Origin of the sequence: Methylocystis parvus (assembly GCF_049675845.1) — a bacterium.
GTDB classification, from domain to species: Bacteria; Pseudomonadota; Alphaproteobacteria; order Rhizobiales; family Beijerinckiaceae; genus Methylocystis; species Methylocystis parvus_A.
Map to the genome: position 1 here is coordinate 2,104,876 of NZ_CP187161.1, position 23,201 is coordinate 2,128,076.

At 66.3% G+C, this 23,201-nt stretch carries 23 protein-coding genes, 1 other RNA gene and 1 pseudogene; 18 read left to right on the forward strand and 7 right to left on the reverse strand.

What is annotated here, in order from left to right; genetic code table 11:
• Positions 1 to 162: 162 nt before the first annotated feature.
• Positions 163 to 1,191, reverse strand: a complete 1,029-nt coding sequence (locus tag ACPFMJ_RS10965) for an AraC family transcriptional regulator ligand-binding domain-containing protein (protein ID WP_424360081.1) — start codon at positions 1,189 to 1,191, stop codon at positions 163 to 165.
• Between the two features lie 222 nt (positions 1,192 to 1,413).
• Here ACPFMJ_RS10965 and ACPFMJ_RS10970 point away from each other — a divergent pair, with 222 nt between their 5' ends.
• Both ACPFMJ_RS10970 and ACPFMJ_RS10975 read left to right on the forward strand, forming a co-directional pair.
• Positions 1,414 to 1,911 carry a DUF2380 domain-containing protein gene (locus ACPFMJ_RS10970; RefSeq protein WP_424360082.1) on the forward strand — a complete coding sequence of 166 codons (498 nt, stop codon included), beginning with the start codon at positions 1,414 to 1,416 and terminating at the stop codon, positions 1,909 to 1,911.
• Positions 1,912 to 2,334, forward strand: a complete 423-nt coding sequence (locus tag ACPFMJ_RS10975; protein WP_424360083.1) for an SRPBCC family protein — start codon at positions 1,912 to 1,914, stop codon at positions 2,332 to 2,334.
• 3 nt (positions 2,335 to 2,337) lie between these two features.
• On the opposite strand, the gene ACPFMJ_RS10980 is transcribed toward ACPFMJ_RS10975, so the two are convergent.
• Positions 2,338 to 3,555, reverse strand: coding sequence for a beta-ketoacyl-[acyl-carrier-protein] synthase family protein (locus ACPFMJ_RS10980; RefSeq protein WP_424360084.1), 1,218 nt, complete (start codon positions 3,553 to 3,555; stop codon positions 2,338 to 2,340).
• A 278-nt stretch (positions 3,556 to 3,833) separates the two neighbouring features.
• Here ACPFMJ_RS10980 and ACPFMJ_RS10985 point away from each other — a divergent pair, with 278 nt between their 5' ends.
• The 10 genes and pseudogenes from ACPFMJ_RS10985 to ACPFMJ_RS11030 all read left to right on the forward strand — a co-directional run bounded on the left by ACPFMJ_RS10985 (position 3,834) and on the right by ACPFMJ_RS11030 (position 10,383).
• A complete protein-coding gene (locus ACPFMJ_RS10985; RefSeq protein ID WP_424360085.1) occupies positions 3,834 to 4,457 on the forward strand; it encodes a 50S ribosomal protein L25/general stress protein Ctc in 624 nt (207 codons plus the stop codon).
• Between the two features lie 63 nt (positions 4,458 to 4,520).
• Positions 4,521 to 5,129 (forward strand): aminoacyl-tRNA hydrolase, encoded by a 609-nt coding sequence (pth, locus tag ACPFMJ_RS10990; RefSeq protein ID WP_424360086.1) that lies wholly within the window; start codon positions 4,521 to 4,523, stop codon positions 5,127 to 5,129.
• Positions 5,126 to 5,371, forward strand: a complete 246-nt coding sequence (locus ACPFMJ_RS10995) for a hypothetical protein (protein WP_424360087.1) — start codon at positions 5,126 to 5,128, stop codon at positions 5,369 to 5,371. Before pth ends, ACPFMJ_RS10995 begins: the two co-directional genes overlap by 4 nt.
• 162 nt (positions 5,372 to 5,533) lie before the next feature.
• A complete protein-coding gene (locus ACPFMJ_RS11000; protein ID WP_424360088.1) occupies positions 5,534 to 5,830 on the forward strand; it encodes a ComEA family DNA-binding protein in 297 nt (98 codons plus the stop codon).
• 189 nt (positions 5,831 to 6,019) lie between these two features.
• Positions 6,020 to 6,399: a transfer-messenger RNA gene (gene ssrA / locus ACPFMJ_RS11005) on the forward strand.
• Positions 6,400 to 6,451: 52 nt separating this feature from the next.
• Positions 6,452 to 7,084, forward strand: a complete 633-nt coding sequence (locus tag ACPFMJ_RS11010; protein WP_424360089.1) for an SspB family protein — start codon at positions 6,452 to 6,454, stop codon at positions 7,082 to 7,084.
• Positions 7,085 to 7,095: 11 nt separating this feature from the next.
• Positions 7,096 to 7,287 (forward strand): DUF4169 family protein, encoded by a 192-nt coding sequence (locus ACPFMJ_RS11015; protein WP_424360090.1) that lies wholly within the window; start codon positions 7,096 to 7,098, stop codon positions 7,285 to 7,287.
• Positions 7,284 to 7,517 carry a ribbon-helix-helix domain-containing protein gene (locus tag ACPFMJ_RS11020; RefSeq protein ID WP_424360091.1) on the forward strand — a complete coding sequence of 78 codons (234 nt, stop codon included), beginning with the start codon at positions 7,284 to 7,286 and terminating at the stop codon, positions 7,515 to 7,517. Before ACPFMJ_RS11015 ends, ACPFMJ_RS11020 begins: the two co-directional genes overlap by 4 nt.
• A gap of 276 nt (positions 7,518 to 7,793) precedes the next feature.
• Positions 7,794 to 10,053, forward strand: a pseudogene (locus tag ACPFMJ_RS11025) (ATP-dependent helicase).
• Positions 10,054 to 10,188: 135 nt separating this feature from the next.
• Positions 10,189 to 10,383 carry a type II toxin-antitoxin system HicA family toxin gene (locus ACPFMJ_RS11030; RefSeq protein ID WP_424360092.1) on the forward strand — a complete coding sequence of 65 codons (195 nt, stop codon included), beginning with the start codon at positions 10,189 to 10,191 and terminating at the stop codon, positions 10,381 to 10,383.
• Here ACPFMJ_RS11030 and ACPFMJ_RS11035 read toward each other — a convergent pair whose 3' ends face one another.
• A complete protein-coding gene (locus tag ACPFMJ_RS11035) occupies positions 10,384 to 10,680 on the reverse strand; it encodes a type II toxin-antitoxin system HicB family antitoxin (RefSeq protein WP_424360093.1) in 297 nt (98 codons plus the stop codon).
• Positions 10,681 to 10,961: 281 nt separating this feature from the next.
• Here ACPFMJ_RS11035 and ACPFMJ_RS11040 point away from each other — a divergent pair, with 281 nt between their 5' ends.
• Complete coding sequence (locus ACPFMJ_RS11040; protein ID WP_424360094.1) at positions 10,962 to 12,560, forward strand: L,D-transpeptidase family protein; 1,599 nt, start codon at positions 10,962 to 10,964, stop codon at positions 12,558 to 12,560.
• Positions 12,561 to 12,796: 236 nt separating this feature from the next.
• Here the strand turns inward: ACPFMJ_RS11040 and ACPFMJ_RS11045 are convergent, their stop codons facing one another.
• Positions 12,797 to 13,762 (reverse strand): IS5 family transposase, encoded by a 966-nt coding sequence (locus ACPFMJ_RS11045; protein ID WP_424360095.1) that lies wholly within the window; start codon positions 13,760 to 13,762, stop codon positions 12,797 to 12,799.
• Positions 13,763 to 14,012: 250 nt separating this feature from the next.
• Between ACPFMJ_RS11045 and ACPFMJ_RS11050 the strand changes: the two genes are divergently transcribed.
• Entirely contained in the window at positions 14,013 to 15,491 is a 1,479-nt protein-coding gene (locus tag ACPFMJ_RS11050) for a hypothetical protein (RefSeq protein WP_424360096.1), read from the forward strand.
• Between the two features lie 72 nt (positions 15,492 to 15,563).
• Positions 15,564 to 17,345, forward strand: a complete 1,782-nt coding sequence (locus ACPFMJ_RS11055; protein ID WP_424360097.1) for a DEAD/DEAH box helicase — start codon at positions 15,564 to 15,566, stop codon at positions 17,343 to 17,345.
• Here the strand turns inward: ACPFMJ_RS11055 and ACPFMJ_RS11060 are convergent.
• Complete coding sequence (locus tag ACPFMJ_RS11060) at positions 17,342 to 17,632, reverse strand: hypothetical protein (RefSeq protein ID WP_424360098.1); 291 nt, start codon at positions 17,630 to 17,632, stop codon at positions 17,342 to 17,344. The two genes, ACPFMJ_RS11055 and ACPFMJ_RS11060, sit on opposite strands and share 4 nt — an antisense overlap.
• 123 nt (positions 17,633 to 17,755) lie before the next feature.
• Between ACPFMJ_RS11060 and ACPFMJ_RS11065 the strand changes: the two genes are divergently transcribed.
• The 3 genes from ACPFMJ_RS11065 to ACPFMJ_RS11075 all read left to right on the forward strand — a co-directional run bounded on the left by ACPFMJ_RS11065 (position 17,756) and on the right by ACPFMJ_RS11075 (position 20,730).
• Entirely contained in the window at positions 17,756 to 19,570 is a 1,815-nt protein-coding gene (locus ACPFMJ_RS11065; RefSeq protein ID WP_424360099.1) for an ABC-F family ATP-binding cassette domain-containing protein, read from the forward strand.
• Between the two features lie 168 nt (positions 19,571 to 19,738).
• Positions 19,739 to 20,314, forward strand: coding sequence for an endonuclease domain-containing protein (locus ACPFMJ_RS11070; RefSeq protein ID WP_424360100.1), 576 nt, complete (start codon positions 19,739 to 19,741; stop codon positions 20,312 to 20,314).
• 128 nt (positions 20,315 to 20,442) lie between these two features.
• Positions 20,443 to 20,730, forward strand: coding sequence for a hypothetical protein (locus ACPFMJ_RS11075; RefSeq protein ID WP_424360101.1), 288 nt, complete (start codon positions 20,443 to 20,445; stop codon positions 20,728 to 20,730).
• A 23-nt stretch (positions 20,731 to 20,753) separates the two neighbouring features.
• On the opposite strand, the gene ACPFMJ_RS11080 is transcribed toward ACPFMJ_RS11075, so the two are convergent.
• Positions 20,754 to 22,043 (reverse strand): MFS transporter, encoded by a 1,290-nt coding sequence (locus ACPFMJ_RS11080; RefSeq protein WP_424360102.1) that lies wholly within the window; start codon positions 22,041 to 22,043, stop codon positions 20,754 to 20,756.
• 183 nt (positions 22,044 to 22,226) lie between these two features.
• A complete protein-coding gene (locus ACPFMJ_RS11085) occupies positions 22,227 to 23,078 on the reverse strand; it encodes an NADPH-dependent oxidoreductase (RefSeq protein WP_424360103.1) in 852 nt (283 codons plus the stop codon).
• Positions 23,079 to 23,201: the final 123 nt, after the last annotated feature.

The following is a 23,201-nucleotide window of genomic DNA, read 5'->3' on the forward strand; positions in this document are numbered from 1 at the left end:
CGCCAAATTGGCCCGGAGCGCCGCGGAAAGCGCGGCGGCGTTTTTCTTGGCTCCGGCCTTGCCAGCTTTTTCGCCCGATTCCGTCCCTTTTGGGGCGGAGCCCGGCTCCTTGCTTTCTTCCGTCATCCTACGCGTCAATCATGATGGGAAGTTGCGGCCTTCCTAGGCCTTTGCGGCAGGGGTGACAAGCATGGCGGGGCGCGGGCCCGCCCCGCCCACGCTGCGATTTTTGCGCCAAATCCGGGGGCTTAGGCCCGTCATCCCCAGAAAAGCGCGGGAAAAATGCGCCGGATCGGAGTAGCCCAGCTCGAATGCAACCTGCGTTATGGGGCGGCGCGGGTCGGCGAGCAGGGCCACGGCGCGCTCCAGCAGAACCCGCCGGCGAATCACTTCGAAGCGCGCCCCGGCCTCGGCGAGCCGGCGCTGGAGGCTCCGCGGCGAGAGGCCGAGGCGGGCGCCGACGAAATCCATGGTCGGGAGCCCGTCGAGGAGCCCGAGCCGCAGGAGGTGCTCGACGCCGCCGACGAAATCGCAGGCCGGCGGAACGTCCCCGGCAAGCGGCGCGTCTGTCCCGGCGCAAAAGGGATTGCCGCGCGCAAGATGCGCGCTGGCGAAGACGAGCCGGGCCGTATCGCCGCGCACAATATCGCAGCCCAGCATGTCTTCGAGCTTCGCCCGCGCCGCCGGCGGCGATGGCAGTTCCGCCCGCAGCGGCGCGCCGGCCCCGAACGTCTCGAGCGTCTCGCTCATATAGCCGAAGGCGAGGAGTTCGTTCTTGCCGCGCCCGAGCACGGCCGCGTCGGAGACGAAATAGGTCCAGGACGCCAGCTCGCCCGATATTTCCAGCCGCATATGCGTCGCGGATTGCAGCATGGCGCACATGCCGGAATTGCAGCGCTCGATCGCGTCCTTCAGCGTCGGGGCGGCGCGCACGCGATCGCCGAAGGCGCCGAGCCCTCTGACACCCGCCTGCATGGAAAGCACAAGCGGCAAGGTCTCGTCGTCGAGTTCGCGCGCGGCGTATTCCACGACGGCGAGCTGGTCCTTGAGCAAGATGAGCTGGTCGGGCGTTTCGATCAGCCGCAGCGGCAGCTCCGCCTTGCGGAAGATCCGCGCGACAGAGCCGCCGGCGCGCTCGACCGCGTCCGCGACCGGCCCCATCGAACGCGCCTTGGTGAATCCGAGCGCCATCGGCCGCCTCCTCGCCGCGAGTCTCGTGCGGTGTCGCGAAATGGCAAGTTTTTGGGAGCGGCGGCGGGCATCATTTTTCTGGAACCGCCCCCTCCCCAACCCTCCCCCGCTTCGCGGGAGAGGGAGCGGATTGTCGCCCTCATTGAGAAAGCGGATCGCGAGCGTCCCCTCTCCCGCAAAGCGGGGGAGGGACAGGGAGGGGGCTCCAAGCCGGAGGAAACAATGAAACCAGCTCTTTTCACGCTCTCGCTCGCCGCCTTCTTCGCCGCGGCGGCCCCCGCCGCCGCCGAGTCCCTCGCTGTCGCGCTCATCGATTTCGATTATGTCGACACATCCGGCGAACCGCGTGACCAAAGGGAAGACCATGCGCGCCGGCTGCGCGACTTTATGGCGTCGCTGCGCCGCGATCTGGCGCGAGACGGCAAATTCCGGGTCGTCCCGCTCGATTGCGGCGACGCGCCATGCGCGGTCGGCAAGGAGACGCCGCAGGAATTGTTCGATGCAGCGAAGAAGGCGGGCGCGCGCCTCCTTCTCTATGGCGGCGTGCACAAGATGAGCACGCTGGTGCAATGGGCGAAAACCCAGCTTGTCGACGTCGAGAAGGATCGTCTGATAGACGATCGCTGGCTGACCTTTCGCGGCGACGACGACGAGGCCTGGCGGCGCGCGGAGGTCTATCTCGCCAAGCGCCTCGCAGAGACGCGGATCGAGGAGAAGTAAATGGGCGCGACCGTCAACATCACGAAGCGCATCGACGCGCCGGCCGATAAGGTCTGGGCGGCCATCGCCGGAATCGGGGGGCTCGACCGCTGGTTTCCGATCATCTCCGCATGCCGCGTGGAAGGCGAAGGCGTCGGCGCGACGCGGATCATGACGCTCGCGGACGGCGCGGAGATGCGCGACCGCATCGTCGAGATCGACGCAGGCGCGCGGCGGCTGCGTTACGAGCGGCCGACGCATCCTTTCCCCGTCACGGATTATCGCGGCGTCGTGGAAGTGGACGACGACGGCGAGGACAGCGCGGTCCTGTGCTGGACCGTGCGCTTCGAGGCGGACGAGGCGCACCGCGAAGAGATGCTGAAACTCATCGAGACGGCGATATCCGAAGGCGTCGACGGTTTGAGGGCGGAGCTGGAGGCGTAAGTCCTACAGCGCCCGCACCACCAGCGTCGCGTTGATGCCGCCGAAGGCGAAGGAGTTCGACATCGCCACGCGAATCGGCATCGCCCGCGCCTCGTTGGGGACGGCGTCCACCGGGCATTTCGGGTCGGGTTCGAGGAAATTGATCGTCGGCGGCGCGATCTGGTCGCGCAGCGCGCTGATGGTGACGACCATCTCCAGCCCGCCGGACGCGCCGAGCGCATGGCCGTGGATGGGCTTCGTCGAAGAAACCGGCGGCGTCTTTTCGCCGAAGACGACGCGCATCGCTTCCGACTCGGTCATGTCGTTGGCGTAGGTCGCCGTGCCATGGGCGTTGAGATAATCGACGTCTTTGGGCTCCAGCCCCGCGCTTTCCAGCGCCATGCGCATGCAGCGCGCCGGGCCGTCGACATCGGCCCGCAGCGGATCGAAAGCGTCGCTCGTCGTGCCGTAGCCCGCAAGCTCACAGAGCGGCGTCGCGCCGCGCGCCTGCGCGGATTCCAGCGTCTCCAGCATGAAAACAGCGGCGCCCTCGCCAATGGTCATGCCGTTGCGCTTCGCCGAGAAGGGCCGGCAGAGATCGGGGGTCAGGACGCGCAGCGCCTCCCAGCCGCGCATGGAGCCGTTGATGACGCAGGCCTCCGTGCCGCCGGCGATGGCGCGGTCGGCGCGGCCCGCGCGCAGCATCTCGAAGGCTTCGCCGATCGCCTGCGACGCCGAGGAACAGGCGGAGGCGAGCGCGAAGGTCGGTCCCTTGGCGCCGTAACGCATGCCGAGCGTCGTCGGCGCAGCGCTTGGGATGAGGCGCGGAACCGCCAGCGTGTCCGGCTTCATGCCCTCCGCATATTCGCGATACGACGTGTCGTCGATCGTATGGGCGCCGCCAATGCCCGTGCCGATGACGACCGCGGTGCGCGGCCCGCCCGCCTCCTTGCCCGAAAAACCCGCCTGCTTCATCGCCTCGTCGGCGGCGACGACCGCATATTGCGTGAACTCGTCGCAATAGGGGAGCAGTTCGGCCTCGAGATAGGCGGCCGGATCGAAATCCGGCACCTGCGCCGCGATCTTGATGCGGCCCGGATAGGGGCGCGCGAGCTTGAGCGGGCGAATGCAGGAGACGCCGCCCTTCGCCGCCGCCCATAGTGAAGCGGCGCCGACGCCCGCCGCGGAGACCGCGCCCATACCCGTCACGACGACCCGGCGGCGATTGTGTTCTGTCGTCATAACGGATTGATCTCCTTTAGCTTAAGCATGGCGGGAAGCACACGATTCGCGAACCTGCCCGTCTGCCTGACGCAAGAGGAAGCGAAGCGCAACCCTTGCGGGCGTCGGCTAGACTATAGTGAGAGGGGACTTTTATGTGAAATGCGGCGACGCGTCGCGACCGCCGCGCCGCCTTGCCTCTCGCGGCGCCCTCCCCTATAAGCTGCCGCCCAGCGCCTGCGTTTCCGACACCCCTGGAGGCGAGCGGCGCTTTTTCTTTTTCTAAAAGGACACCGACAATGGCCGAGATGAAGACGCTCGCGGCCACGGTGCGCAGCGGGACCGGCAAGGGGGCCGCCCGCAGCGTTCGCCGTGAGGGCCGTATTCCAGCAGTACTCTATGGCGGCGGCGAAGCGCCCACGCCGATTTCGCTCGACAAGAAGGTCACGACCCAGCTGATCTTCGCGGGCCACTTCCTCACGACGATCTTCGAGCTCGACATCGACGGCAAGAAGGAGCGCGCCATTCCGCGCGACTACCAGCTCGACGTCGTGCGCGACTTCCCGGTCCATGTCGACTTCCTGCGCCTGAAGCCGGGCTCCTTCCTCAAGGTGAACGTGCCCGTGCACTTCATCAATCAGGACCAGGCTCCGGGCATCAAGAAGGGCGGCGCGCTCAACATCGTGTATCACACGATCGAGATGAAAGTGCCGGCCGACGCCATTCCGGAAGCCGTCACCGCCGATCTCGCCGGCATGGACTTCAACGATTCGCTGCACATCTCGCAGATCCCGCTGCCCGAGGGCTGCCGGCCGACGAATCCCGACAAGAACTTCACGGTCGCGAGCCTCAACCCGCCGGCTGGCGGCGCCGAGGAAGCCGCTCCGGCCGCCGCGGCCGCTCCGGCCAAGGGCAAGAAGTAAGCAGGACCTCTCGTCTTGTGCTAATGGCCGGGTTCTCCCGGCCATTTTCTTTTGGGACCTTCCATGCTGCTCTTCGTCGGCCTCGGCAATCCCGGCCGCCAATACGCCAGAAACCGGCACAATATCGGCTTCATGGCCATCGAGGCCATTGCGCGCCGCCACGGCTTCGCGACCGCGCGCTCGCGCTATCAGGGCCTCGTCAGCGAAGGCAATATCGGCGGCGAGAAAGTGTTGCTGCTGGAGCCGCAGACCTACATGAACGAAAGCGGCCGCTCCGTGGGCGAGGCCGCGCGCTTCCACAAGATTGCGGTCGGCGACATTGTCGTCTTCCATGACGAACTCGATCTCGCTCCCGCCAAATGCCGCGTGAAGGTCGGCGGCGGCGTCGCGGGCCATAACGGCCTGCGCTCCATCACCGCCCATGTCGGCAACGACTACAAGCGCGTGCGCATGGGCATCGGCCATCCGGGCGACAAGTCGCTGGTGCATGGCTATGTCCTGAACGACTTCGCCAAAGCCGAAGAGCCCTGGGTCGAGACGATGTGCGACGCCCTCGCCGACAACGCCGCGTTGCTGGTCAAAGGCGACGACGCCGGGCTGCAGAACAAGCTGCATCTCGCCATGGAGGCGAAGGGCTTCGGCGCCGTGAAGCGCGTGGGAGAGAAGGATTGATCCGGCTCGCGGCGCTGCTGATCTTCCTCGCCGGCGCCGCCTCCGCCGAAACGCCGACGCCTCCGGCCGCGTCCCACGCGACGCAAAAGCCCGTCCCGGCTTTTGGCGACGATCATCCCGACTGCGCGCAATGGACCGACGGCTGCATCGTCTGCGCGCGCGGAGACGACGGCCCCGACTGCTCCATGGCGGGCGTCGCCTGCCTGCCCGCGGAGCCTGCCTGCCTGACGCCGAAGAAGTGACCGCTCGACGCGCCGTCATTGCGAGTAGCGAAGCGGCGAAGCAATAACGGGCGGACCGGCGCCTAAACGCTTGATGAACGCGGCCCTCAGCGCCGGTTCAGCCCCTTCGCGCGATGCTCCACTTCATCGAGACGCCGTCTCGATACAAAGGAGTTTCAAGCGATGATCCGCAACGTCCTTCTCGCCGCCGCTCTCCTCGCCGCCGCCCCGGCCTTCGCCGAAACCGCCGCGCCCAAGCCCGCGCTCATCCCGTCCAACAAGATGGCGACCGAGGCGCAGCGTCTCGACCTGAACGCCGCGACGGTCGAACAGCTCATGGCCGTCAAGGGCTTCAACAAGAGCGTGGCCGAGGCGATCGTCAAAGGCCGCCCCTTCAGGAGCGTCGAGGATCTGACGGCCCGCAAGATCGTCTCCGGGGACGTTCTGACTCCGGTCAAGGACCAGCTCATCGTGCGATGAGCCCGTCGGCCAAAGGAACCGCCGACAACGCCCCTCATGCTGCGACGCCTGCCTTTCAGGCGCCCCCCGGCGTGAGGGGCTTCATGTTTCAAGCCGGCGGCGCGGCGACAAGGCGCCCTTAAGATTCGTCAACAAACCCTTCCGGCCGCGCCTGGGGCGTTTTCCTTATTCACCGCGCCGTCATAAGCGCCCCTTTCGTAAAATTGTCGGAGCCCCTATATTCGTTCTGCCGGTTCGCCGGCTATGGCGATAAACGAACATCGTAATAAACCATCCGGACCCGGGGGCGGTACCCGGCGCCTCCACCAGAGCCCGTCAAAGCAAAGACTTGCGAAAGCGAAGACTTGGGCGGGCTGCGGCGGGGGCGAAATAGGATCGACGGGGGCGTAAAGGGTGCTTTTTCGCTCGGCATGATACCGCCGTTATCGGGTCAAACCTTATAGTTGCCAACGACAACTATGCTCCGGTGGCCGTCGCTGCGTAATGCAGCGCTGGTACTGGGATCAAAGCCCTAGGGGTTAGCACTTCTAGGCGGGGCTCGGAGGCGCCTGGCAACAGAAGCCTCCACTTTCATTTCAGGCGCGGGCTGTCGGAGAAAGTCCAGGCGCCAGGGACGAGCGCATGGCGACCGATCTTATTCGTTACGATCTTCTCGTTCAGGACGCGATGCGCAGCGTGGTGCGCAAGGTTTTGGGAGACGTGGCCGTCAGCGGCTATCTCCCCGGCGAGCACCATTTCACGATCAGCTTCCGCACCGACGCGCCGGGCGTGAAAATGTCGCGCCGGCTCGCCGAGCAGTGGCCGCAGGAGCTGACCATCATCCTGCAGCACCAATATTCGAACCTCATCGTGGACGAGGAAGGCTTCGGCGTGACGCTGTCCTTCCGCTCGATCCCCGAAAACCTCTACATCCCCTTCGCCGCCATCACCGGCTTCTACGATCCGTCGGTCGAATTCGGCCTGCGCTTCGAGACCGCCGATTTCGACGAAATGGAAGAGGAAGAGGAAGAAGAGGAAGAGGCGCCGCCCGCGCGCCCGACGCTGCGCGCCGTCGACGACGCGACCGAGGCGCCCCCGGCCCCCGCGCCTGCAAAGGCCGCCAAGGCCGAGGCCAAGAAGAACGCCACGGAGAAGGCCGCGGCCGAGAAGCCTGCTCCGCAAAAGAAAGCCGAAGCGCCGGCGGCCGAGGCCGCCGAGAGCGAGAGCGGCGACGCCAAGGTCGTCTCCATCGACGCTTTTCGCAAAAAGACCTGAGCGACGCGTCCGTGGGCGAGGTCATCAATCTTCGCCGCGCCCGCAAGGCGCGCGAGAGGCGCGAGAAGGAAGAGGCCGCGCAGGCGAACCGCGTCGCCTTCGGGCGCACCAAGGCAGAGCGCACACTGACCGACGCGCAAAAGCGGCTCGACGCCGTAAAGCTCGACGCGCATAAACGCGAGACGCCGGAAGAGCCCGCGTGAACGACGCCGCGAAACCCGCGATTCGCGTCGTCAAACATTCCATCGTCATCGCCGGCCACCGCACCAGCGTCTCGCTGGAGGAGCCTTTCTGGCGCGCGCTCAAGGACATCGCGGCGGCGGACGGCGTGTCGCTCGCGGCTCTCGTGGCGCAGGTGGACGCCGGGCGCGGGGAGGCGAATTTATCCTCGGCGCTGCGGGTGTTCGTGCTGGAGCGGGTGAGCGCCAAATAGCTGGGTGGAGAGCGCACCCCTACCCTCCCCTTGAGGGGGAGGGTCGAAGCGCAAAGCGCTTCGGGGTGGGGTGACGCCGCGCCGAAAGGCGCGAAAAAGGAACGCGCTTTTCCCCCCGGCATTGGACGCGTGGCTCCACCCCACCCCGGCGCGTTGCGCCGACCCTCCCCCTCCAGGGGAGGGTGGGTCTCTGGCCGGCACTCCGAGCATTTCCCGGCAGCACGCCGCGAATTCGTGATTCCCCTTCCGTTCTCCTATATGCTGGCCAGCGGAATCATGAGGAGCAACCCCTTGTCCAGTTTTGACGATTACGCGCCGCAGGAAGGCGGGCTCGCCGCGCGGGCGGCCGCCGCGGCGCAGCGGCCGCGCTATCTCGACGGGCTGAACCCGGAGCAGCGCGCCGCGGTCGAGACGCTGGACGGGCCGGTGCTGGTGCTCGCCGGCGCCGGCACCGGCAAGACGCGCGCGCTCACGACGCGCATCGCGCATATCCTCGCGCTCGGCAAGGCGCGCGCCTATGAAATTCTGGCCGTCACCTTCACCAACAAGGCGGCGCGCGAGATGCGCGAGCGCATCGAGATGCTGGTCGGCGAAGGCGCGCAGGCCATGCAATGGCTCGGCACCTTTCACGCCATCAGCGCGAAGATCCTGCGCCGCCACGCCGAGCTTGTCGGCCTCAAGCCCAATTTCACGATCCTCGACACGGACGACCAGATCCGGCTGCTCAAGCAAGTGTTGCAAGCCGAAAATGTCGACGACAAACGCTGGCCCGCCCGCGCGCTCGCGCAACGCATCGACGGCTGGAAAAATCGCGGCCTGTTGCCGAACCACGTGCCCGCGGGCGAAGCGGAGAGTTTCGCCAACGGCAAGGGCGGCGCGCTCTACGCCCTCTATCAGGAGCGCCTCAAAATTCTCAACGCCGTCGATTTCGGCGACCTGCTGCTCGAAACGCTGCGGCTCTTTCGCGAGCACCCCGACGTGCTCGCGGATTACAACCAGCGCTTCAAATACATCCTCGTCGACGAGTATCAGGACACGAACATCGCGCAATATCTCTGGCTGCGCCTGATCTCGCAGGGCCGTCGCAATGTCTGCTGCGTCGGCGACGACGATCAGAGCGTCTATGGCTGGCGCGGTGCGGAAGTCGAAAACATTCTGCGCTTCGAGCAGGATTTTCCTGGCGCGAAGATCGTGCGGCTCGAGCGCAATTACCGCTCGACGGGACACATCCTCGCCGCCGCCTCGCATCTCATCGCCATAATGAGGGGCGCCTCGGCAAGACGCTGTTCACCGACGGCGAGGAGGGCGAGAAGCCGACGCTCACCGGCGTGTGGGACAGCCAGGAGGAAGCGCGCGTCATCGGCGAAGACATCGAGCAATTGCAGCGCAAGGGCCATTCGCTCGAAGAGATCGCCATTCTCGTGCGCGCGTCCTTCCAGATGCGCGAATTCGAAGAACGCTTCGTCGAGATTGGCCTGCCCTATCGCGTCATCGGCGGCCCGCGCTTCTATGAGCGCTTGGAAATCCGCGACGCGCTCGCCTATCTGCGCTGCGTCGCCCATCCTGCCGACGATCTCGCATTCGAGCGCATCGTCAATACGCCCAAGCGCGGGTTGGGCGACGCGACGGTGCAATTGCTGCACGAATATGCGCGTCGCGAACGCATTCCGCTGATGCAGGCGGCGCGCTTTCTCACCGAAACCGAAGAGCTGAAGCCGAAGCCGCGCGGCGCATTGAAAAATCTCGTCGCCGATTTCGACCGCTGGCAATCTCTCATCGAAACGAAGCCGCAGCACGAGCTCGCCGAAATGGTGCTCGATGAGTCCGGCTATACGCAGATGTGGCGCGACGACAAGACGCCCGAAGCCGCCGGCCGCCTCGAAAACCTCAAGGAACTCGTCCGCGCGATGGAGGAGTTTCCCGACCTCGCCGCCTTCCTCGAACATGTGTCGCTGGTGATGGAGGCGGACGAGTCGAAGGAGCAGGAGCGCGTCTCGATCATGACGCTGCACGGCGCGAAGGGGCTGGAATTCGAGACCGTGTATCTGCCCGGCTGGGAGGAAGGACTCTTCCCGCATCAGCGCTCGCTCGACGAGCAGGGCCGCGCGGGGCTGGAGGAAGAACGCCGCCTCGCTTATGTCGGCCTCACGCGCGCGAAAAAGCGCGCGCGCATTTTCTTTGCGAGCAATCGCCGCATTCGCGGCCTGTGGCAGCCGACCGTGCCGTCGCGTTTCGTCGACAATCTGCCGCCGACCCATGTCGAGGTGGTGGAGGCGCCGAGCGCGTCGCAATATGGCGGCTACGCCGTCTCGCGCTTCGCCAATCTCGATACTTACAACTCGAACTACAGCTCCCCCGGCTGGAAGCGCGCGCAGGCGGCGAAAGCCGAACCCGCGTCACGCCCGTCGCGTTCGAAGCAACCGCTGACCATAGAAGGCCAGGCACGGTGGCGGCGGTGGACGGGAACAAATGCACGGTGGATTTTGATAAGGCCGGGCGGAAGATGGTGCTGGAGACGTTTTTGGAGGCGGGGTAATTCGGAGTATTAGGAACAGAGAAAGAACATAAGCCCAGCACTAGACTCATCATCTGTGGACAAACCCCGTGGATTTGGGCTTTTAAGCGGCCTTGGTGATATTTGGATAGGCGCTCAACAAAATCGTAGGCGCCAATGCTCACGAACAGCCGCGACATTATCCGCCGCCTCGAAAAGGAAGGCTGGCGACTCGTGCGCTCGAAAGGCTCACATCATCAATTCAAGCATCCGGCAAAGCCCGGTCGCATAACCGTGCCTCATCCGAAGAAAGACATGCCGCCGAAAACAGTCGCCAGCATTTATGAGGGAGCCGGCTGGGCGAAGGACTGATTACTCCGCCGCCTCTCGCCTCTCGGCCCAAGGCGCCGCCACCGCGATGACGATATCCGCGGCTTTCAATTGCTCGGCCCATTTGGGATCGGCGCGCAGCGCCTCGAAATCGCGCGGCTCCGGAATCGGCAGCCCATCCTCCCGCATCCCCTCGCCCCAAAGCTCCAGCGCTTCATTCGCCATCGCGAAGAGATCGTCGATCTCATCGGCGGCGGAAAAGCATCCCGGCGCGTCGGGGAAGGTCATGCCATAGGCGCTGTTCTCGTCCTTGTGGACGATCACGATATAGGGCTTCATCCGGCTGCCTCGTCTGATCCTTCCTACCATAGCGCCGGATGGCGGACCTCGCTATGGCGCCAAAGCGGCGCCCCTGCCATCCGGCATGTGTCCCCCACGCCACACTGTCGCTTTTTGCGACAAAAGCGCGCGCTTTGCCGTGTGCGCCAATTAACAGCCGGACGCCCGCACGCTAGATATTGTGTCAGAACCTGGCGCGGCGCACGGCGACGCCACGCCAATATCCTTAACCGTTTTGGTTTACGAATCCGCGCCGTATCCCGGTTTCGTGCGAGGCAGCCATGCAGGCTCGCAACATTTTTGCTCGATTCTCCCTTTCAGCCGTCGCGCTGACGGCGGCGCTCGCGGCCGCGCCGGCGGGCGCCGAGCCGCGCCGCGCCGATCTCTTCACGCCGCCCGCCGCCGTCGCGCTGACCGGCCTCGTCAAGGCGTCGACCGTCCAGCCGATCGACGCGCTGGCCGCGCCCGAAGCGCCGCCCGTCGTCGCGCTCACGGCCGCGAAGCTGCGCGTCGAGCCAGCCGCCCCGGACGAACTCGACCTCGCCTGGAATCTCCTGCCCGAGAACCAGCGCGCCCTCGCCTCGGCGCTGACGGACTGGACCAACGCGCCCGACGTCGCCCGCAACGCGCCGCGCCGCGCGATGCGCGCCAAGATCGCGGCGGCCTATGTCGCGCGCCATTTCGAGCCCTTCTGGACCGACGCCAATGGCTGGCGCGAAGGCGCCGCCTCCGCCGTCACGCGTCTGCGCGCGGCGAATGAGGACGGGCTTGATCTGCGCGGCCTGACGATCCCGGCCGCCGATGCGGGCGCCCCCTCTGTCGCGGACGAACTCGCCCTCTCCGAGGCCGTCGCGACCTACGCCAATCAGGCGCGCGGCGGGCGGCTGGAGCCGCAAAGGCTCTCGCGCCTCATCGGCGCCAAGACCTGGCTGCCCGACCCGGCGGAAGCGATCGCGCAGGTTTCCGGCGCCGGCTATCGCGCCGGCGAGACGCTGCAGGATTTCAACCCGCCGCATTTCGGCTATCAGCAATTGCGCGAGAAGCTCGCCGAGCTGCGCGGGCGCCGCGCGGGCCTGCCCGAAGCCAATGAGCGCGTCGCCGCCGCCGAGGAAGGCGTCGCGCAGACCGACGCCATGCCGGCCGTGAAATCCAAGCGCCGCCGCATGGAGACGCTTGGCGGCGCTTCGACCTCGGCGATGGAAGGGGAAATCCTCGCCAATATGGAGCGCTGGCGCTGGCTGCCGCGCGACATGGGCGACGAGCGCATCGAGGTGAACATCCCCGACTTCGAGCTGGCGGTCATTCGCAACAATATGGTCGCGCATCGCACGCGCGTGATCGTCGGCAAGGTGGAGACGCCCACGCCGATCTTCTCCAACGCGATGCGGGAGATCATCGTCAACCCGTCCTGGTACGTGCCGCAATCCATCATCCAGAAGGAGTGGAAGGGCGACGTCGGCGCGGGCTATCAGGTCTCCTATCGCAACGGGCAGATGGTGGTGCGCCAGCCGCCGGGCGAGAAGAACGCCCTCGGCCGCATCAAATTCGTTTTCCCGAACGACTACGCGGTTTACATGCACGACACGCCGTCGCGCGGCCTCTTTTCGCAGTCGCACCGCGCTTTCAGCCATGGCTGCATGCGCGTCGACCAGCCCTTCGCGCTGGCCTCGGCGGTGCTCGGCCCCGGCAGCGGCTGGTCGGAAGAGCGCGTCAAGAAGATGATTGGCCCGAGCGAGCGCTACATCAATCTGACCAAGCCCCTGCCGGTGCATATCGTCTATTTCACGGCTTACGTGGACGATATGGGACGGCTCGTGCAGCGGCCCGATCTCTACGGCTATTCGGCGCGGGTGCGGAAGGCGCTGGGGCTCGGGGGCTAACGGGCGGAGGGTTTTCCTTAGACAGTCTATCAAGGCATGCCGACGCCCCTCGCGCTTCGAGACGCCTGCTTTGCAGGCTCCTCAGCATGGAGACCTTTGCACGGAAGCGGGTGTCTGCGCGAGACGGGTTTAACGGCCCGTGGGCCGCTGTTGGATCTGTCGGTTTGGGCGGCGGGGATGCTTCGCCTGGACAGACCAGCGCTGGGCGGACGCTCCCCGGGGCGTCCGCCTTGCCTTCACTGCGCCGCGAGGACGCGCCAGCGACGTAGATTGAAGGCGAGGCAGAAGAGCGTGAGATCGGCGGCGTTGCTTAATTGCGAAAAGGCGCGCATGCGGCCGAGCCGATAAGTTCGCTTCATCGTGCCGAATAGGCTTTCGACCGCGCGGCGAACCAGCGACAGCTCATGATTGCGCGCGACGTCCGCTTCCGTCAGGGGCCGGCCGCGCTTGCGGCGCATGAGGCCGTCGCCCAGTTCCCGCCGCGCAAGCTCCGACCGCAGTCCGTCGCTGTCATAGCCGCGATCCGCATAGACGGTCCCCGCCGCCTGATCGAGAAGTTGCGGCGCGACCGAGACGTCCTGCACATTGGCCGGCGTCAGCCTCATGTCGCGCACGAGGCCGGAGCCGGCGTCGACCGCCACATGCATCTTGTAGCCAAAGGCGAAACGGCCGCGTTCATTGGTCGTGCCGAACCGCGCCTCCTTGTCGGTCGAACTTGTCTTTCCTTCATCCATGCGCGGGCGTCTGGCAGCGCTCGTCACCAGCGTCGCGTCGATCAGCGTGCCTTGCTTGACCATGAGCCCCGCCGCCTCGATCTGGCGATTGGCCTCCGCCAGCAACGGGTCGAGCAGATCATGGCTCCCAAGCTTCTCGCGGAAACGCCAGATGGTCGAGTGATCCGGCGTCGGATCGCCGAGCGCGAGGCCGGCGAAAGCCATGAAGCTCAGGCGATCCGCCAGCGCCGTCTCCATTTCCGGATCGGAAAGGCCATGCCATCGCTGAAGGAGCAGCGCCTTGAACATGACGAGCGCCGGATAGGAGGGCTCGCCCCTCGCCGCGACCGGAATCGCCCCGAGCAGCTTCTCGAAGGGCGCCCAATCGACGAGGCGCGCGATCTCCATCAGAGCCGAAGGCCGGGATTGAGGGCGCTGGGCAACCAACCCATCGACAAAATCAAGCTGGCCCACTCGGCGCTTCGGCATGATCATCCTCCCGCTCTGCCGGGAGTGAATCACGCCGAAACGTTTCGTGCAAAGGTCTCCAGCATGAGGGGCTTGTTCTTGGTTCGTGAAACACTTAGGCCTCACCCTGAGGAGCGCCCGAAGGGCGCGTCTCGAAGGGCGAGGCCGCCTCGGAGGTTTCTCGACTAACCCGAAGGCAATCCCCTCACCTGTCAGCCTATCGTCTTCAATGGGTGGCAATGACGGAGTCCGGCGCAGTTCGGAGCCTGATATGCGGCGCGTGACTTTCGGCGGCCTCTGCGCCGCCCTCATTGGTTTCGCCGCGACCACCCTCGCGGAAACGACTCCGCCGCCCGGCGCGATGGGCCCCTCGACGACAACTCCGCCTTATCTCGAACCGCTCGCGCCCGGCGTCTCCTTCACATCCATCCTCACCGCCGGCGACGCGATCGGCCAGAAGCCCGACGGGACGCCCTGGCGCATGGCGGGCGCGCCCGACGGGCTCGGCGCCTTCGACAATGGCGACGGCACGATCACGGTCCTCATGGATCATGAATTGAAGCCCGGCGCAGGGGTCGTCCGCCGCCACGGCTTCGCCGGCGCCTTCGTCAGCAGGCTCGTCATCGATAAGGCGAGCCTGCGCGTCACGAGCGCCGGCGACCTCATCGAGCAGGCTTTCGACTATGATGCGGCGAGCGGGCGTTATGTTCCGCTCAAGACGCCCCTCGGCAAGCTCTGCTCGGCCGACCTCGCGGGCGGAACGGCCTTCTACGATCCGGCGAGCGGACTCGGCTATGACGGCCGCATCTTCATGAGCGGGGAAGAGCAGGACCCGGAAGGGCGGCCCTTCGCGCATGTCGTGACGGGGCCGGAGGCGGGCAAATCCTACGAGCTTGCCGCGCTCGGCAACATGGCTTTCGAAAATCTGGTGGCGCATCCGCAAGGCGGCCGCCGGACCATTGTCGGCATGATGGAAGACGCGCATCCGAAGGGGGAAGTCTATTTCTACGCCGGCGACAAGCAGGCGACCGGCGACGCGGTCGAGCGCGCCGGCCTCGCGCATGGGCGCCTTTTCGGTCTGAAGATCGAGGCGATGCCGAGCGAGGCGCCGGTCCTTGATCCCCTCGGTCCCGAGAAAGCCGCCCGCTTTACGCTGGTCGATCTCGGCGACGTCAGCGCGCTGTCCGGACGTGAGATTGACGCGCTGAGAAAGCGAAACGGCGTCACGGAATTCCTGCGCCCCGAAGACGGGGCCTGGGATACGCGCGATCCGAACCGCTTCTACTTCAACACCACCGCGACCTTCGACCAGCCGAGCCGTCTCTGGGCCGTGGACTTCGACGATTTCTCGCAGCCCCAGAAAGGCGGAACGATCCGCATTCTCCTGCGGGGCGACGAGGGCCAGCATATGCTGGACAACATGACCGTCGCCGAAAATGGGCAGGTCTTCCTGCAGGAAGATCCCTACGAGGGAACCTATCTCGCACGTATCCACCAGTTCGATCCGAAGACCGGCGCGCTCCTGCCGCTCGCCCGGCACGATCCGGCGCTGTTCGGGAAGGAAGGCGCGCTCTCGATGGACGAGGAATCCTCGGGAATCATCGACGTGACGCCGCTGCTGGGCGGGTCGAAGCAACGCGCCTTCCTCCTGACCGCGCAACCGCATTTCCAGGCGATGCGCGAGGGAAAGAAGGACGTGGAGATCGTGGAAGGCGGGCAGTTGCTGCTGATGCGGCAGGAGACGCCCTAAGCGCAAAAGATGGCGCCGCCGCGAGAATTCCACTAAGGTCGCGCCGCTTCCCTCCCATCAGGCAAGGCGCAAGTGACCTTTTTGACCGCCGGCGCACCGCTGGCCCGCGCGCTTTCCGAGCGCGACTATACGACCCCGACCCCGGTTCAAACCGCCGTTCTCGGCAGCGAGACCGAAGGCCGCGACCTTCTCGTTTCCGCGCAGACGGGCTCCGGCAAGACCGTGGCCTTCGGCCTCGCCATCGCCTCGACGATCCTGGAAGGCCGCGAGCGTCTGGGCCAGCCCGGCGCCCCCGTCGCCCTCATCGTCGCGCCGACGCGCGAACTCGCCTTGCAGGTCGAGCGCGAGCTGCAATGGCTCTATCGCTACGCCGAGGCGAAGATCGTCGCCTGCGTCGGCGGCATGGATGCGCGCCTCGAGCGCCGCAAAATGTCGGAGGGCGCGCATATCATCGTCGGCACGCCGGGGCGCCTGCGCGACCATATCGAGCGCGGCGGGCTCGTCCCCCACAAACTCAGGGCCGTCGTGCTCGACGAAGCCGACGAGATGCTCGATCTCGGGTTCCGTGAAGACCTCGAATTCATTCTCGACGCGACCCCGCCGGAGCGGCGCACGCTGCTCTTTTCGGCGACCATGCCCAAGGGCATCGTCGCGCTCGCCAAGCGTTACCAGCGCGACGCGCTGCGCATCGACGTCGCGGGAACCGAGCGCGGCCACGCCGACATCGAGTATCGCGCCGTCCGGGTCGCGCCGAACGAGATCGAGCACGCGACCATCAATCTGCTGCGCTATTTCGAGTCGCAGACCGCCATCGTGTTCTGCAATACGCGCGAGGCGGTGCGCCATCTCCATGCGACGCTGGTGGAGCGCGGCTTTGGAGCGGTGCTCCTTTCGGGCGAGCTGAGCCAGCACGAGCGCAATCATTCGATGCAGGCGCTGCGCGACGGACGCGCCAGCGTCTGCGTCGCGACCGACGTCGCGGCGCGCGGCATCGACCTTCCCAATCTCGGCCTCGTGATCCACGCCGATCTGCCGCACGACACCGAGGCCCTGCAGCATCGCAGCGGCCGGACGGGACGCGCCGGCCGCAAGGGCGTCAGCGCGCTCCTCGTGCCGGGATCGAGGGCGAGGCGCGCGGAGCGCCTGCTTGGCGAAGCCGGCGTCCATGCGCGCTGGAGCGGGCCGCCGGACGCCGAGGAGATCCGCAGGCTGGATCAGCAACGCATGTTGCAGGACCCTCTGTTGACGGAAACGCCGTCGGAGGAAGATCTTGCGCTGGGCCGGCTGCTCGTCGCGGAGCGCACGCCCGAAGAGATCGGCGCCGTGCTGGCGCGGCTCTGGCGCGCGCGCCTGCCGGCGATCGAGGAAGTGAGCGACCCCGGGGAAACGCGCAGCATGCGTCCGCGACGCGACGAAGGGCGACCGCACGAGAGGGAGCCCCGGGAGCCCGGCAAGGCGCGGCCGGCGAAGAGCCTCGGCGGGCCCGCGGTCTGGTTTCGCCTCGACATCGGCCGCAAGAAGAACGCGGACCCGAAATGGCTGCTGCCCATGCTCTGCCGGAAGGGCAACGTCACGCGCGACGATATCGGCGCGATCCGCATTTTCGATCACGACACGCGGGTGGAGATCGCGGAGGCGGCGGCGGGCGACTTCGCCGCCAATATGCGGCGGCCCGGCGGCGACAATATTCGGGTGGAGAGGCTGGAGGGACCGCAGGATGCGGGGAACGCACGGCCGCCGAAGGGAGCGCGCCCCAAGGCCCGCGACGAGCGCCCGGAAAGGCGCGACGCGGGCGCCGGGCATGGCCCCAAGCGCAAGGGCCAGAAGCCGAAGAGCGGAAAGATTCCGGCCTAATCCCCGCTGCGCCGTTTGGCCCCGGCCAGCTCGGCGCGGGGCTTGAAGCGCAGCACCGCGCCGGGCGCCCGATGGCGCGCGGTGATGCGGCTGCGGCCCGTGCCCGTGAGGACGTAACGGCCGCTCCTGTCATCCCAGCGCATGAGATCGGCGATGAGCGCCCTCTGGCGGATGACCATGGTCATCGGGTCCTGGACATGCGGCGGCGCGACGTCGCCATGGACGTCCACGATGCGAAGGGCTTCGACCAGCCTGTCTTCTTGAGAGTCCGTCATAACGAAAGACATGGCCCCATTTCACATTTTTTGAAAGACCTTTTCGCCCGCTTTGGGGGCGCCGGGAGGTGACAAAATCGTCGCGGCCATGGAAAAGAGCCAACGGTTCTCGAAAAATACGGCAAAAAAGCTCAGATGGCTCCCCCTCCCCTTCTCGCCCTTCAGGGCGTCATGCTCACCCTTGGCGGCAAGCCGCTTCTGGAGGGCGCCGACCTTTCCGTCGCGCCCGGCGCGCGCGTCGCCCTTGTGGGCCGCAACGGCTCAGGCAAGTCGACCCTGCTCAGGATCGCGGCAGGGGAGCTCGAATCCGACGCCGGCCAGCGCTTCTTCCAGCCCGGGGCGTCGCTGCGCTATCTGCCGCAGGAGCCGGACTTTTCCGGCTTCCCCACCACGGCCGCCTATGTCGAGGCCGGGTTGGGGCCGCTCGACGACCCGCACATCGCCCGAACGCTGCTGCTGGAGCTCGGCCTCACCGGCGACGAGGACCCGTCGAACCTCTCGGGCGGCGAAGCCCGCCGCGCGGCGCTCGCCCGCGTTCTCGCGCCCGAGCCCGACATTCTGCTCCTCGACGAGCCGACGAACCATCTCGACCTGCCGACCATCCTCTGGCTCGAAGAGCGGCTCGCCGGCCTGCGCTCGGCCATGGTCATCATCAGCCACGACCGCCGCTTTTTGCAGGACCTGACGCGCGAGACCGTCTGGATCGACCGCGGCCGCGCCAAGCATCTCTCGCGCGGCTTCGCGGAATTCGAGGCCTGGCGCGACAAGGAGCTGGAGGAGGAAGAGAAGCAGGCCCACAAGCTCGAGCGCAAGATCGCCAATGAAGAGCATTGGCTGCGCCACGGCGTCTCCGGCCGGCGCAAGCGCAACATGAAGCGGCTCGCCGGCCTCCATTCGCTGCGCGCCGAGCGCAAAAACCGCGTGATGCCGACGGGCGAGGTGAAGCTCGAGGCGAGCGAGGCGAACCTCTCCGGCAAGCTCGTCATCGAGGCGTTCCGCATCGGAAAAAGCTATGGCGAGCGGGTCATCATCGACAATTTCACGACCCGCGTGCTGCGCGGCGACCGGCTTGGCATTGTCGGCGCCAATGGCGCGGGCAAGACGACGCTGATCAATCTCCTGACCGGCGTGCTGGCGCCCGACAGCGGCAAGGTGAAGCTCGGCGCGGGGCTGGAGATGGCGACGCTCGATCAGAGCCGCGCGAGCCTCAAGCCCGAAACGACGCTTCAGGACGCGCTCACCGGCGGGGGCTCGGACACGGTCGAGATCAATGGCGAGCGGCGTCATGTCGTCGGCTACATGAAGGACTTCCTCTTCAAGCCCGAACAGGCGCGCACGCCCATCGGCAAGCTCTCGGGCGGCGAGCGCGGCCGTCTGATGCTCGCGCGCGCGCTGGCCAAGCCGTCGAACCTTCTCGTGCTCGACGAGCCGACCAACGATCTCGATCTCGAAACGCTCGACCTTCTCGAAGAAATGCTCGCCGATTATCCCGGCACGCTGATCGTCGTCAGCCACGATCGCGACTTTCTCGACCGCATCGCGACGAGCGTGCTGATGAGCGAGGGCGACGGCCGCTGGCTGGAATATGCGGGCGGCTATAGCGACATGATCGCGCAACGCGGCCGCGGCGTCGACGCACGCGGCGTCGTGGCGTCGCAGGCGCCGAAGGAGAAGGTCGCCAAGGAAAGGCCCGCCGAAAAAGCGCCCGCGAAAGCGAAGCTCTCCTTCAAGGAACAGCACGCCTTGGCGACGCTGCCCGCGAAGATGGACGAGCTGAAAGCCAAGCGCGCGAAATTGCAGGCGCTGCTGGACGATCCCGAGCTTTACGCCAAGGACGCCGCGAAATTTGCCAAGGCGAGCGAGATGTTCGCGGCGATCGAGAGCGAGCTGGCGGCTGCGGAGGAGGAGTGGCTGGAACTGGAGATCAAGCGGGAGGAGATTGAGGGGTAACTCATCACATTTCCGACTTTCTCCGCACAGATGCATATTGTGCGGATTCTGGTTCACCCATTTTTGGCTTGAGCGACAATGGCGCCGCGCGTCCCCTCTCCCGCGAAGCGGGGGAGGGACAGGGAGGGGGCCGAGCGAAGCGAGGGTTCATTGCGGCAAACCCGCATCATGACCAAACGCGCCCGCAATTTGCGACGGGAACTCTCAGACGCGGAACGCAAACTCTGGCACTCGCTGCGCGCGCATCGACTCGCGGGACTGTCATTCCGACGGCAGGCGCCCTGCGGGCCATTCGTGGCGGATTTTCTTTGCGTGGACGCGCGCCTCATCGTCGAGGTCGACGGCGCGACGCATTCGAGCGAGGAACAGATCGCCTATGACAGGCGACGCGATCAATGGTTTGCAGCAAACGGGTATCGCGTCCTGCGCGTCGCGAATGAGGACGTCTATCGGAATCTCGGTGGCGTCTGCGAGACGATATTAGCCTGGATCGAAGGGCGTGCGTGGCAGCCAGAGATTCGGGAGCGCCCCCTCCCCAACCCTCCCCCGCGCTTCGCGCAGGAGAGGGGGCAGACCCAGCGCTTCATCCAGTTCCGGCATTCCCGCCATGAACGACAATGGCGCTGCGGACCGCCTCCCTTTCGCAATTCCACCGGAGCATGGGCGCCGCTACCCAAAATCTTATCCTCATCTCCACAAACCGCCCATATCCTCCTGAGGACGGCTTGTGGAGCCAGATCGTGAGCCCTCACGAAAGGGGCCGGCTGAAGCTCGGGAATAAGCGCAAAAATAGAGAGATAATCGCAGCGCCTCTCTCGCTATAATGCGCTTCGGCCGCGACGCATGCGGCCGCAGAACGGGCGGAGAAACATATGGCGCGTTATAAATTGTTGAGCATGGCCTTTGCTGGCCTTCTGGCGCTGGGCGTGACGCAAGCGGTCGCGGGCGCAGACGCTGGCGGCGCTTCGCCTGAAGCGGCGGGCGCCGCGGCCAAGCAGGCGGGCGATCCCAATGTCGACGGGATGGATCACAGCCAGTTGAACCACGGCGTTATGGGCTCGGCCGGGCCTCAAGACTCGAAGGGCGCGCCAGCGGCGCAAGAAGCGCCCGCCAGCCAAGGCGCGTCGCCCACGATCATCTGGAAATCGCCCACGCGATAAAGCGCGTTTCGGCCGCGACGACATCAGCGGCGGGGTACGCCCCGCCCGAGCCGCAAGATCAAAATGGCCGTCAGTAACGGCCCCGCCGCAAGAGCGAGCAGCGCGTCCGAAAACTCCCCCGTCGCGCCCTTGATCAGGCCGACGAGCCAGGGCCCGGCGAGCCCCGAGAGATTGCCGATGGAGTTGATCACCGCGACGCCCACAACGGCGTCGGCGGGACCGAGCGCCAGCGTGCAGAAGCTCCAGAAGGTCGGCAGCGCCGAAACGGACCCCATGGCGGCGAGCGTCAGCGCGATCATCGCGATCGAATGCGAGGGCGCATAGGCGGCGGCGGCGAGGCCGACGCTACCGAGAACCGCGACGATCGCCGTGTGATACACCGTCTCGCGATTGCGATCCGAGCTCCGGCTCAAGAGCCACATGGCGAGCGCGCCGCAGGCATAGGGAATGGCCGCGAGGAAGCCCGTCGCCAGTGTCGAGGCGCCGAAGCCCTTGATGATCTGCGGCAGCCAGAAGGAGAGGCCGTAGAGCGCCATCACCACGCCGAAATAGGCGACGCCGAGAATGAGGATGCGCGGGTCGGTCAGCGCGCGCCAGTGATTGCCGTCCTGCGGCGGCGCCTCGCGCGCCAGCGTCGTCTCGATCCAGTCGCGCTCGGCGGAGCTAAGCCATTTAGCCTCGGTCGGGCGATCCGGGAGATAATAGAAACAGACGACGCCAAGGAGGATCGAGGGGAGCGCTTCGAGGAGATACAACCAGCGCCAGCCGGAAAAACCCGCGACGCCGTCCATGGTCGAGAGGATGACGCCCGAGATCGGCGAGCCGATGGCGCTTCCCAAAGGCACGGCGATGAGGAAGCCCGCGAGGATGCGCGCGCGCTGCGCGGCGGGGATCCAGTAGGTGAGGTAGAGAATGACGCCCGGCGCGAAGCCCGCCTCCGCAGCGCCGAGCAGGAAGCGCAGGACGACGAAGCTCTCCTCGCCCCAGACGCAGGCGGTGATCGCGGCGATGATTCCCCAGCTCACCATGATGCGCGCGATCCAGAGCCGCGCGCCGACCCGGTGCATCACGTAATTGCTCGGCGCCTCGAAGAGGCAATAGCCGATGAAGAAGACGCCCGCCGCCCAGCCGTAGAATTCGGGCGTGAAGCCGAGCTCCTTGTTCATGGTGAGCGCGGCGAAGCCGACATTCACGCGGTCGAGATAGGCGACGAAGAAGCCCGTGACGAGTAGCGGAATGAGCCGCCAGGCGATCTTGTCGACGATGGCGTCGCCGTCGATATCCTCAGTGGGTTTTTCGAGCGTTATCGTCACGAGCGCGCCTTTGAAACGGCGACAGACGGGTCGACGCCCCTCGCGCTTCGAGACGCTTGCTTCGCAAGCTCCTCAGCATGAGGGGCTTCTTCGTCTACCGAGAACACTTAGGCCTCATCCTGAGGAGCGAGCGAAGCTGGCGTCTCGAAGGACGAGGCCGCCTCGGGTGTTAACCGGAACGACCTACCGCAGCTCAAAGCCCAGCGCCTTCAGCGCCTCGCGCAGACGGTCGCGCCCGCTCATGGCGTCGACGCCGCGCACGCGCGACAGCACCTGACGGATCCAGCCCTGCTCGGGCAAGCCCTGCTCCTTCTGGAAGTCCTTGAACTTCACGTCGAGCGTCTCGATCGCGTCGCGCTGCGCGTCGTCCCAATGATACTGCTCGCGATGCAGAACGGCGCCTTGGCCCAGACGCGGCTTCACGCCGGCGTTGGCGGCCGGGTCCGGCACGCCGATCGTCATGCCGAAGACGGCGAAGACGTGGGGCGGAAGGTTCAGCTCCTTCGCCACTTCCTCGGGCTTGTTGCGCATGGCGCCGATATAGCAGCAGCCGAGACCGAGCGACTCCAGCGCGGTGACCGCGTTCTGCGCGGCGAGCGCGGCGTCGACGACGCCGGTCATGAAGATTTCGAGATAAGGCAGCGCGGCGGCGTCGCGGCCCTTTTCCTTGCCGAGCAATTCGAGGCGCGCGAGATCGCACAGCCAGATGAGCAGCAGCTTGCAGTCGCGAATGTGCTTCTGCCCGCCGGCGAGATCGGCGAGGCGGATCTTGCGGTCCTCGTCCTCGACCGCGACGACGCTCCAGACCTGGAGATTGGAGGAGGTGGAGGCCGATTGCGCGGCGGCGACGATCGTCTCCAGCGCGCCTTGCGGGAGCGGCTGGTCGAGATAATTACGATGCGAGCGATGGGCGAGGATCAGGTCGAGCGTGTCGTTCCAGATCGCGGGCTTGGGGGAATCCTCGCGGCGATAGCGCTCGAACATGGCGGCGGCGCCGCGCGCGTCAAAAGTCTCGGGGCTCACGGGCTTGTTCATCTGGCTTCCAGGATTTCGTCTCGGCGAGGCCGTACAAAGCTGCGCCGGGCGCGAGGCCCGGCGCGTTTCGATCAATCTAGCAAGCCGCGCGCGCCGGTCCAAGAACTTAGCGGCGCCGCAGCA

What these genes read in the sequence shown, in the direction of transcription:
- ACPFMJ_RS11010 (WP_424360089.1), top strand. Translation starts at nt 6,452, where the DNA reads ATGGCGACCGATCTTATTCGTTACGATCTTCTCGTTCAGGACGCGATG.
- ACPFMJ_RS11035 (WP_424360093.1), bottom strand. Translation starts at nt 10,680, where the DNA reads ATGAAGCCCTATATCGTGATCGTCCACAAGGACGAGAACAGCGCCTAT.
- ACPFMJ_RS10980 (WP_424360084.1), bottom strand. Translation starts at nt 3,555, where the DNA reads ATGACGACAGAACACAATCGCCGCCGGGTCGTCGTGACGGGTATGGGC.
- ACPFMJ_RS11075 (WP_424360101.1), top strand. Translation starts at nt 20,443, where the DNA reads ATGGCGCGTTATAAATTGTTGAGCATGGCCTTTGCTGGCCTTCTGGCG.
- ACPFMJ_RS11050 (WP_424360096.1), top strand. Translation starts at nt 14,013, where the DNA reads ATGCGGCGCGTGACTTTCGGCGGCCTCTGCGCCGCCCTCATTGGTTTC.
- ACPFMJ_RS11000 (WP_424360088.1), top strand. Translation starts at nt 5,534, where the DNA reads ATGATCCGCAACGTCCTTCTCGCCGCCGCTCTCCTCGCCGCCGCCCCG.
- ACPFMJ_RS11065 (WP_424360099.1), top strand. Translation starts at nt 17,756, where the DNA reads ATGGCTCCCCCTCCCCTTCTCGCCCTTCAGGGCGTCATGCTCACCCTT.
- ACPFMJ_RS11060 (WP_424360098.1), bottom strand. Translation starts at nt 17,632, where the DNA reads ATGTCTTTCGTTATGACGGACTCTCAAGAAGACAGGCTGGTCGAAGCC.
- ACPFMJ_RS10975 (WP_424360083.1), top strand. Translation starts at nt 1,912, where the DNA reads ATGGGCGCGACCGTCAACATCACGAAGCGCATCGACGCGCCGGCCGAT.
- ACPFMJ_RS11045 (WP_424360095.1), bottom strand. Translation starts at nt 13,762, where the DNA reads ATGCCGAAGCGCCGAGTGGGCCAGCTTGATTTTGTCGATGGGTTGGTT.
- ACPFMJ_RS10965 (WP_424360081.1), bottom strand. Translation starts at nt 1,191, where the DNA reads ATGGCGCTCGGATTCACCAAGGCGCGTTCGATGGGGCCGGTCGCGGAC.
- ACPFMJ_RS11030 (WP_424360092.1), top strand. Translation starts at nt 10,189, where the DNA reads ATGCTCACGAACAGCCGCGACATTATCCGCCGCCTCGAAAAGGAAGGC.
- ACPFMJ_RS11040 (WP_424360094.1), top strand. Translation starts at nt 10,962, where the DNA reads ATGCAGGCTCGCAACATTTTTGCTCGATTCTCCCTTTCAGCCGTCGCG.
- pth (WP_424360086.1), top strand. Translation starts at nt 4,521, where the DNA reads ATGCTGCTCTTCGTCGGCCTCGGCAATCCCGGCCGCCAATACGCCAGA.
- ACPFMJ_RS11085 (WP_424360103.1), bottom strand. Translation starts at nt 23,078, where the DNA reads ATGAACAAGCCCGTGAGCCCCGAGACTTTTGACGCGCGCGGCGCCGCC.
- ACPFMJ_RS10985 (WP_424360085.1), top strand. Translation starts at nt 3,834, where the DNA reads ATGGCCGAGATGAAGACGCTCGCGGCCACGGTGCGCAGCGGGACCGGC.
- ACPFMJ_RS11070 (WP_424360100.1), top strand. Translation starts at nt 19,739, where the DNA reads ATGACCAAACGCGCCCGCAATTTGCGACGGGAACTCTCAGACGCGGAA.
- ACPFMJ_RS10970 (WP_424360082.1), top strand. Translation starts at nt 1,414, where the DNA reads ATGAAACCAGCTCTTTTCACGCTCTCGCTCGCCGCCTTCTTCGCCGCG.